At 60.4% G+C, this 7,524-nt stretch carries 8 protein-coding genes; 7 read left to right on the top strand and 1 reads right to left on the bottom strand.

All coding sequences use genetic code 11. From position 1 onward, the window contains the following. Positions 1-743: transporter substrate-binding domain-containing protein (locus tag ABYA88_RS14400; RefSeq protein ID WP_373188087.1), on the bottom strand; the 743-nt coding region annotated here is incomplete at its 3' end. Positions 744-1,266: 523 nt separating this feature from the next. On the opposite strand from ABYA88_RS14400, the gene ABYA88_RS14395 reads away from it, so the two are divergent. The 7 genes from ABYA88_RS14395 to ABYA88_RS14365 all read left to right on the top strand — a co-directional run. Continuing rightward, entirely contained in the window at positions 1,267-1,440 is a 174-nt protein-coding gene (locus tag ABYA88_RS14395) for a Flp family type IVb pilin (protein WP_373188086.1), read from the top strand. Between the two features lie 81 nt (positions 1,441-1,521). Beyond that, the gene (locus ABYA88_RS14390) at positions 1,522-2,070 is read left to right on the top strand and encodes a prepilin peptidase (protein WP_373188085.1); all 549 of its coding nucleotides are present in this window, start codon (positions 1,522-1,524) and stop codon (positions 2,068-2,070) included. A gap of 54 nt (positions 2,071-2,124) precedes the next feature. Beyond that, positions 2,125-3,492, top strand: a complete 1,368-nt coding sequence (locus ABYA88_RS14385) for an AAA family ATPase (protein ID WP_373188084.1) — start codon at positions 2,125-2,127, stop codon at positions 3,490-3,492. A gap of 2 nt (positions 3,493-3,494) precedes the next feature. After that, positions 3,495-4,307: a Flp pilus assembly protein CpaB gene (cpaB, locus tag ABYA88_RS14380; protein ID WP_373188083.1), complete on the top strand. Its 813-nt coding sequence runs from the start codon at positions 3,495-3,497 to the stop codon at positions 4,305-4,307. A 155-nt stretch (positions 4,308-4,462) separates the two neighbouring features. Then, entirely contained in the window at positions 4,463-6,064 is a 1,602-nt protein-coding gene (locus tag ABYA88_RS14375) for a type II and III secretion system protein family protein (RefSeq protein WP_373188082.1), read from the top strand. A 61-nt stretch (positions 6,065-6,125) separates the two neighbouring features. Next, positions 6,126-6,431 (top strand): hypothetical protein, encoded by a 306-nt coding sequence (locus tag ABYA88_RS14370; protein WP_373188081.1) that lies wholly within the window; start codon positions 6,126-6,128, stop codon positions 6,429-6,431. 35 nt (positions 6,432-6,466) lie between these two features. Further along, positions 6,467-7,524: CpaE family protein (locus tag ABYA88_RS14365; RefSeq protein ID WP_373188080.1), on the top strand; the 1,058-nt coding region annotated here is incomplete at its 3' end.

The raw sequence follows: 7,524 nt of genomic DNA, 5'->3' as shown, positions 1-7,524 counted from the left end.
GTCCCTTCCTGGTCGCGCCACCTGCGCAGAATGGTCTGGTAAGGAGAGCCTGGATCCGTTTGCCAGCGTTCGAGATAGTCATCGATCACTTGCAGTTCGGTCAGGTGTCGCTCATTGGAGCTGGCAAAGAACAGCTGCGCGGGCTGGAACATGATCGGTGTCGGCTCAGCATCCATGGATATCGTTTGCTGCTCACCGTAATGATGATTGCTGACGACCGCATCTATCTCGCCGCTGGCCAGAAGCGCAAAGCCTTCTGCGTAGCTGTCAACGGACAACCAGATAACGCTCACACCGAAGCTGTCGGTGAGGTGCTGCAGATAACGCTCCTGAATCGAGCCGGAAAGCACGGCTACCCGTTTGCCCTCGAGATCCGGCACCGCCTGCAAGGCACCGCCGTCGAGCTGATAAACCTGGGACCAGCTATGCAGGGCCGGAATGCGGTGAAAGTCCAGGTCCCGGGCTCTGGCATCGTTAAGGGCAACATCCGGCAGGAGATCGATCTGCTCGTCTCTGAGCAGTTTCAGACATTGTTCCCACTCGCAGGCGACGGGGTTCAGTTCCCAGTTTTCTCGTTGGCCGATTTCGCCAATAAGATCCCCCAGAATGCCGGACATTTCCCCCTGATCGTCGAGAAATAATTTGGGTGGATTCTGATAGACACCGACCCTCAACGCTACCTGTTCGCGCGCGTGCAGATTGCTGACCCCTGCAAGCAGCGCCAAAGCAACCGTTACTGCCAAGCAGGCAAACGGTTTGCGAGATGGTCGAATCCTGTCCATTTGTTGGTCGCGCTCCCTGTGTCATTCTTTCCAGGCTACCTCTATTTAAGCAGGTTATCGTACACGCTGCGCGCAGAATGGGCGCGCGGCCGCGGCCAAAGAAGTCGAAGGGCGCATTTTATCGATGGCCTTGCTGGCAGACCAGTAGCAACGCGTGCCACTGGTCTGCTCTCTGCGTTTGGCTACCGCTGCCAGGGTTTTGATGAGCGTGACTGAGGCTGTTGCTGCACGAGCCCAGAGGTCTGTTCAAGACAGCCTTGGCGGGAGATTTTTGACGTGTCCAGCTATTCGCGGCCTGCCCCCTGACTGACTATGCGTTTTCGCCCATTTCGCCTGGCAGTGCAAGATCCTTCTATAGTTTTGCAAAATAATCCAAGTCCAACCGCTCTGTAACAACTTAACTGAGCCTTGTGAGTGACCGCCAGTGTCGGCACTTCTCAACGATGAAGCACGGGTTGACTGAAAAATACATAGGAGAATTGTCATGCACAAGCTGATGCACGGAATCGAGCGTTTCTGGAAAGAAGAGGAAGGTACCGAGGTCGTGGAGTGGGCTCTGGTAGGAGGTTTGATTGTGGCTGTTGGAGGGGCGATTTTTGCTGCTATTGGAGGAAAAGTATCAACCCTTCTTACTGCTCTGAATAACGCTATTCCGTAAATAATTATTTTTATTTCTGTAAAGGATCGCTGACACGGACGTCGCACATATCGGCTTAATTAAAGTGTACAGGTAGGCATCATGGACCAGGGGTTTGTGTTTATCGCTCTGCCACTGATGTTACTCATCTGGAGTGCGGCAGCCTGGGATTTTCATGCTCGGCGCATCCCTAATGTGCTGGTGCTGGTCGGGGCCGCTACGGGGTTGCTGCTGCAAGGTATCCAGGCTGGCCCGGGCGGTGCCCAGACCAGCCTCTACGGGCTGCTGGTGGGCTTGGCAATTTTGATGCCCGGCTATCTGATGGGCTTTACCGGTGCCGGCGATGCCAAGCTGATGGCGGCGACAGGCACTTTTCTGGGGCCGTGGGGCATATTGCAGGCAGGCCTGGCCAGCATTGCCGTTGGCGGCATCATCGGCTTGCTGTTTGCTGCGTCGGCGCTGTTCAACAGGCGTTCGGTTTCACCCTGGAGCCGTTACGGCTTGATGATGAAAACACTGGTGGCGACGGGAAAGCCGCTCTATATACCGCCGACAGAGGGCGAGGTGATGGGCAAGAAATTTCCCTTTGCCGTATCGATTGCCATCGGCACTACCGTCTGGGTGATCTGGCAATGGCCACTGGCCCAATGAGGTAAGAAGAACAAAGCACAGATAAACCGACAACCATTGCAAGGAGGATTTAATATGCTCCAGGAAGCAGCGGCAACAAGCAACAGCGGCGCCAGCCGACGGGCGGCGCAGCGCGCGCCGCGCCCCGGCACATTGGCGGAGACCGGGTTGCCGCCGCTCTATCTGGCTGACCTCCTGGCCAAGCACCTTCTGGAGCAGGGCGTTCTCGACCTGCACCAGCTCGGCTGCAAGAGTGCGCTAGCTGGCAGCGTGGTGCAGGAGGTGTGTCGCTTCTTGCGCGAAGAGGGACGCGTGGAGGTGCGTGGCCAAGGCACAGGCGGAGCGCTGCGCTTCGGTCTGACCGACCGCGGCCGCGCTTTGGCGCAGGAGGCGTTCAACCGTGACGGGTACAGCGGCAAAGCGCCGGTCACCCTCGAGGAGTACAGCACGCGGGTGCGTGAGCAGGCCCTGAGCAAGCAGGGTATTCGTCGCGATGCGATGATGGCGGCTTTCGCCGACACCGTTATCGCTCCGGCGCTGCTTGATCAGCTTGGCCCTGGGCTGCACTCCGGCCGCGCCATATTTATCCATGGTCATGCAGGCACGGGCAAGAGCTATATCGCAAGGCGCCTGATGCGGCTGCTGCAGGGTGAGGTATTGGTGCCTCACGCCATCCTCGTGGGCGGCAAGACAATACGCTGCTATGACCCCGCAGTGCATCAAACCCTGGAAGACCCGGCCGACACGCTACCCACCGTGCAGCTCTACCTGGAACAGGGCCACGACCCGCGTTACGTGCGCTGCCACCGTCCCTGCGTGGTGACCGGCGGCGAGCTGACTATGGAGCGACTCGAGTTGCAGTATGACGCCACCAGCCATATCCATCTGGCACCGGTGCAGCTGCTGGCCAACAACGGCATGTTGGTGATCGACGATCTGGGCCGTCAGCGCATGTCGCCCACCGAGCTGCTCAATCGCTGGATTGTCCCGCTGGAGGAGCGTTGCGACTTCCTGTCGCTCGCCAACGGCTACCACTTCAGCGTGCCCTTCGAGGTGGCCCTGGTCTTTTCTACCAACCTCGATCCACTGTCGCTGGCCGACGCCGCCTTTCTACGCCGCATCGGTTACAAGATTCATTTCGCGCCGCTCGAGCGTGAGGCTTACCTGGCCATCTGGCAGCAGGAGTGCCAGGCGCAGGGGCTACCCTTCGAGCAGGCGCTGGCCGATTTCACTATCGATGAACTGCACGTGCGGGACAGGGTGCCGTTGCTCGCCTGCCACCCCCGCGACATCCTGAGCCTCGCCCATGACCAACTTGACTACCAGGGACTATCAACTCCCGACCGCAAGACCCTGAGCTGGGCCTGGCGGACCTATTTTGGGGACTTCCGCGACGCTGCGAACGCAGCGGACCGAAATGCCGCCGACAACCGGAGGGATTGACCATGAAACGCAAGGGTATTTTCGCCATGTTCGCGCTGTCGCTGATCATGGCGCTTGGCGCTGCCGTGGTGGCCATGAGCTGGATGCAGGAGCAGGGCGACGAACAAGGCTATACCGCCAAGGTGGTGGTGGCCGCCTTGCAGGTGCCTTTCGGCACCACGGTGCAGGCCTCCGACTTGAAGGTCGTGAATATGCCCAAGGAGGTGGTGCCACCCAACAGCTTTAACGATATCGAGAGTGTGGTGGGACGGGTTAGCAACCAAGTGATTTATACCGGCGAGGTGTTGCTTGAGGGGCGGGTTTCCGAGCATATGGGCGGCAGTGCCCTGGCGGCGCTGCTCGAACCTGGTATGCGGGCGATGAGCGTACGCGTGGATGACGTGGTGGGAGTGGCCGGCTTCCTGCTACCCGGCAACCGGGTCGACGTGGTCTCCACCAAGTCCAACGGAAGCCGCAACGGCGTCGAGTCGAAGACGGTGCTGCGCAACCTCAAGGTACTGGCCGTGGATCAGATCGCCGGGCAGGAACGCGACGGTCCGGTCATTGTGCGTGCAGTGACTCTTGAGGTGACCCCCAGGCAGTCCGAGACCTTGGTCCAGGCCACTCAGGAAGGCAAGGTGCTGCTCACCCTGCGCAACCCCCTGGAGCAGGAAGATGCGCCGGACGTGATGGCGGCGCAGCGCTCGACAATGGACCCGCCGATGCCGGAGACGCGCGCCGAACCCGCACCGCCGCGCCGGCGTGCCGCACCGGTGCAACATCGGGTGAGCGTGCTTCGCGGCACCCAGATGAGTTCTGTCAATGTGCGTAACTGACGTGAGCAGGAGGCCGTTGAATCGCGCGACGCAGCGCGCTGCGCTGCCAAACAGGGAGCCTGCGGCCAATATGGCCGGCCCCCCCACAACAGCAAGAAACGCGGTTTGAGTCGTTCCCGCAGCAGATGCTGCAGCAAGAACAAAGGAAAATTGCCATGATCATCAATCACAAGACCAGCGGGCGCTACGGGGTTATGAAATCGTTGGCCGTTGCGCTGTTTGCGCTGCTGACGGCCGGCTGGGGTATGGAGCTGCTGGCGCAGCAGCGACCGGCCTCGGGCAATCCCCGCAGCGTCTCCATGCCGATAGAGGGGCGTGCGGTGTCGGTGGCTGTGGCGATCAACAAGGGGCAGGTACTGGCGTTCCCTCGCCCGGTACGGGTGGTCTCGGTGGGTAATCCCGAGGTTGCCGACATCGTGGTGATGGGCTCGCGGCAGATCTATGTGCTCGGCAAGTCTATCGGTACCACCAACGTGGTGCTGTGGGACCGCTCCGAGAACATCGAAGGTGCGCTCAACGTCACCGTCACCCACGACCTGGAAACGCTCAAAAGCCACCTGCATGAACTGCTACCTGGCGAACGTATTCAGGTGCGTTCGGCGCATGAGGGAATCGTGCTCAGTGGTGAGGTTTCCAGCGCCGAGCGCCTTGAGACGGCGCTGCGCCTGGCCAACCGCTTTGCCGGCGGCGATGAGGCCACCGTGCTTAACCTGATGCAGGTAGGGGGTGCCCAGCAGGTGATGCTGGATGTCAAGGTGGCGGAGGTGTCACGCTCACTGGTCAAGCGGCTCGAGGCCAACTTCAACATCTTTAACGTCGGCTCCTCGGCATTGCGACTTGGCGCAGTCAGCGGCGGAGCAAGCTTTCCGGATGCCATCTTCGATAACATTGATGGTATCGGTGAAGGCCGAATACCGGTTTTCGGCGGGGGCACGCCGATAGGTCCAGTGGTGTCGGAATTCTCCCCAGCGACCGCAACCATTGAAGATACCGGTATTTTCGCCAGCTATCAGCGCAGTGATTACCTTCTCAACTTGGTGCTGGATGCGGCAAACCGCGAGGGCGTGGCGAAGATTCTCGCCGAACCCAATCTCACCACTCTCACCGGCGAGCCGGCGCGGTTTCTGGCCGGCGGCGAGCTGCCTATTCCCATACCCCAGGGCGATGGTCAGGTGGCCATCGAGTACAAGGAGTTCGGCGTGGGGCTTGGTTTCCTGCCGGTGGTATTGGGCTCCGGCGTCATCAACCTCAAAGTCGATGTTTCGGTTTCTGACCTGGTGACCGCCAACAGCCTTCAGGTGGGCGTTGGCAGCGGCGTAGGCGCCCAGTTCTTCGTGCCGGCGCTGACCAAGAGGAGTGCCAGTTCCACTGTGGAACTGGCCACCGGCCAGACCATCGCCATCGCCGGCATACTCAACGAGAGCCTGCGCGAGAACGTCTCCAAGCTGCCGGGACTGGGTGAAGTGCCCATACTTGGGGCGCTGTTCCGCAGTCAGGAGTTCATCAAGGACCAGACAGAGCTGGTCATTTTTGTTACGCCGCACCTGGCGCGCTCCTTCGAGCCCGAGCAGGTGCGCCTGCCTACCGGTTCTTTCGTGCCGCCAAGCGATCTGGAGTTCTATCTGCTGGGGAGCTTTAAATCCGTCGCGAGGGAAGGGGGCGACAGCCCACAACCGAAGCCTTCGAGTCTTGACCTGGAACTGATGTTAAACCGCCAGAAGGGCGGCACCGAAGGGCGCTTCGGCCATGATCTCTGATCGCCCGCATGTTTCAACACTAGGCCGGTACAGGGTACTGGCCAGCGAGGGAGAACGCACTATGACGCGCTTTGACATGATCCGAACGATTCCCCCACTGGAAGGAGCCGCCCCGCGGCTGATACGCCGCGGACTTAATGGCGTGGTGGTGACCTCCCTCGCCCTGCTGCTGCTTGGTTGCGCGGCGCCGCGTCCGGGCGCCGATCTGCCCCCCTATGGCGACAGCGTGCGCCATACCAAGGCGCTACAGACCTACGAGCCCGATGACAAGGTGCCGCCATTGCATGGCGCCAAGGCGGCCGAAGCGATGCGCACTTATCGGATTTCACCATACGGAGGCGGGCAGGCACCTGGTTCCACGCAGTGAGTGATTCACTTTTTCAATGACAGGCAGGTGACACGATGCGCAAGCGGCTTGAATTACTGTTGGTTGGAAGGGCACGGGACGAGCTGAATGTGCTGGAGGCGCTGTTGTGCAGCCAGGGTAATATACAGGTGAAGTCCCGCCTGATGATCAACGGTAGTATCGATGCGCTGGAGGGCGTTGGCTCCCTGCCGGATGCTCTTGTGTTGCTGGTGGGAGAATCTCAATGGGAGGCCGAGTTGACTGCGCTCTGCGAGCGACCGGCCAGCGAGCGTCCCCCGCTGATGGTGGTGGGGCCAAAGGACAACGTGGAGCTGATTCGCCTGGCCATGCGTGCCGGTGCCCGTGACTTCTTCTCACCCCCCATCGATGACAGTGAGATCAGCCGGTTTCTGCATGATCTGGCTCGCGATCGTCAGGTGGAGCCGGGACGCTCGGCCCGCAATACAGCGGTGATCAATGCCAAGGGCGGCTCCGGTGCCAGCCTGGTGGCAGCCAATTTGGCGCACCGACTGGTCCACAATGAACGTAGCACGGTTCTGGTCGATATGGACGTACAGTTCGGCTCACTGCCGCTCTACTTCAATCTGGTGCCCGAACATGGTTTGGTAAGAGCGCTGGAGTTGGCCGACAGCCTTGATGCCCTGGCGCTGGAGGCCTATCTGCAACGCCATGAAAGCGGACTGGCGTTGCTTGCCTCCTCGCCGGGGGATCACTTGGGGCTTGGCGAGGTGCCCGAATCGAGAGTTGAGCAGCTAATGCAGGTGCTGGGGAGCGTCAACGACGAAGTGGTGGTCGACCTGCCGCGCTGGCTCAACAGCGCTACCGCCTGCGTGTTGGAGCACGCGGACAATGTGCTAATGGTGATGCAGCAAAGTGTTGCCCACCTGCACGATGCCCAGCGCCTGCGCGACATCATTGTCCACGAGCTCAGGATCCCCCCTTCGCGGATCAGCGTGGTAGTCAACCGCTTTGAGCAGAAAAACGATATTGGTCTTGCTGTGATCGGCGATGCGCTGCCGGGGCTGACGCTGCGCACACTACCCAATGATTTCAAGCTTGCCAATCAAAGCATCAACGAAGGACGCCCACTGCG

This window comes from Halopseudomonas sp. (genome assembly GCF_041579695.1).
Classification (GTDB): Bacteria; Pseudomonadota; Gammaproteobacteria; order Pseudomonadales; family Pseudomonadaceae; genus Halopseudomonas.
This window is presented reverse-complemented; position numbering and strand designations above follow the sequence as displayed.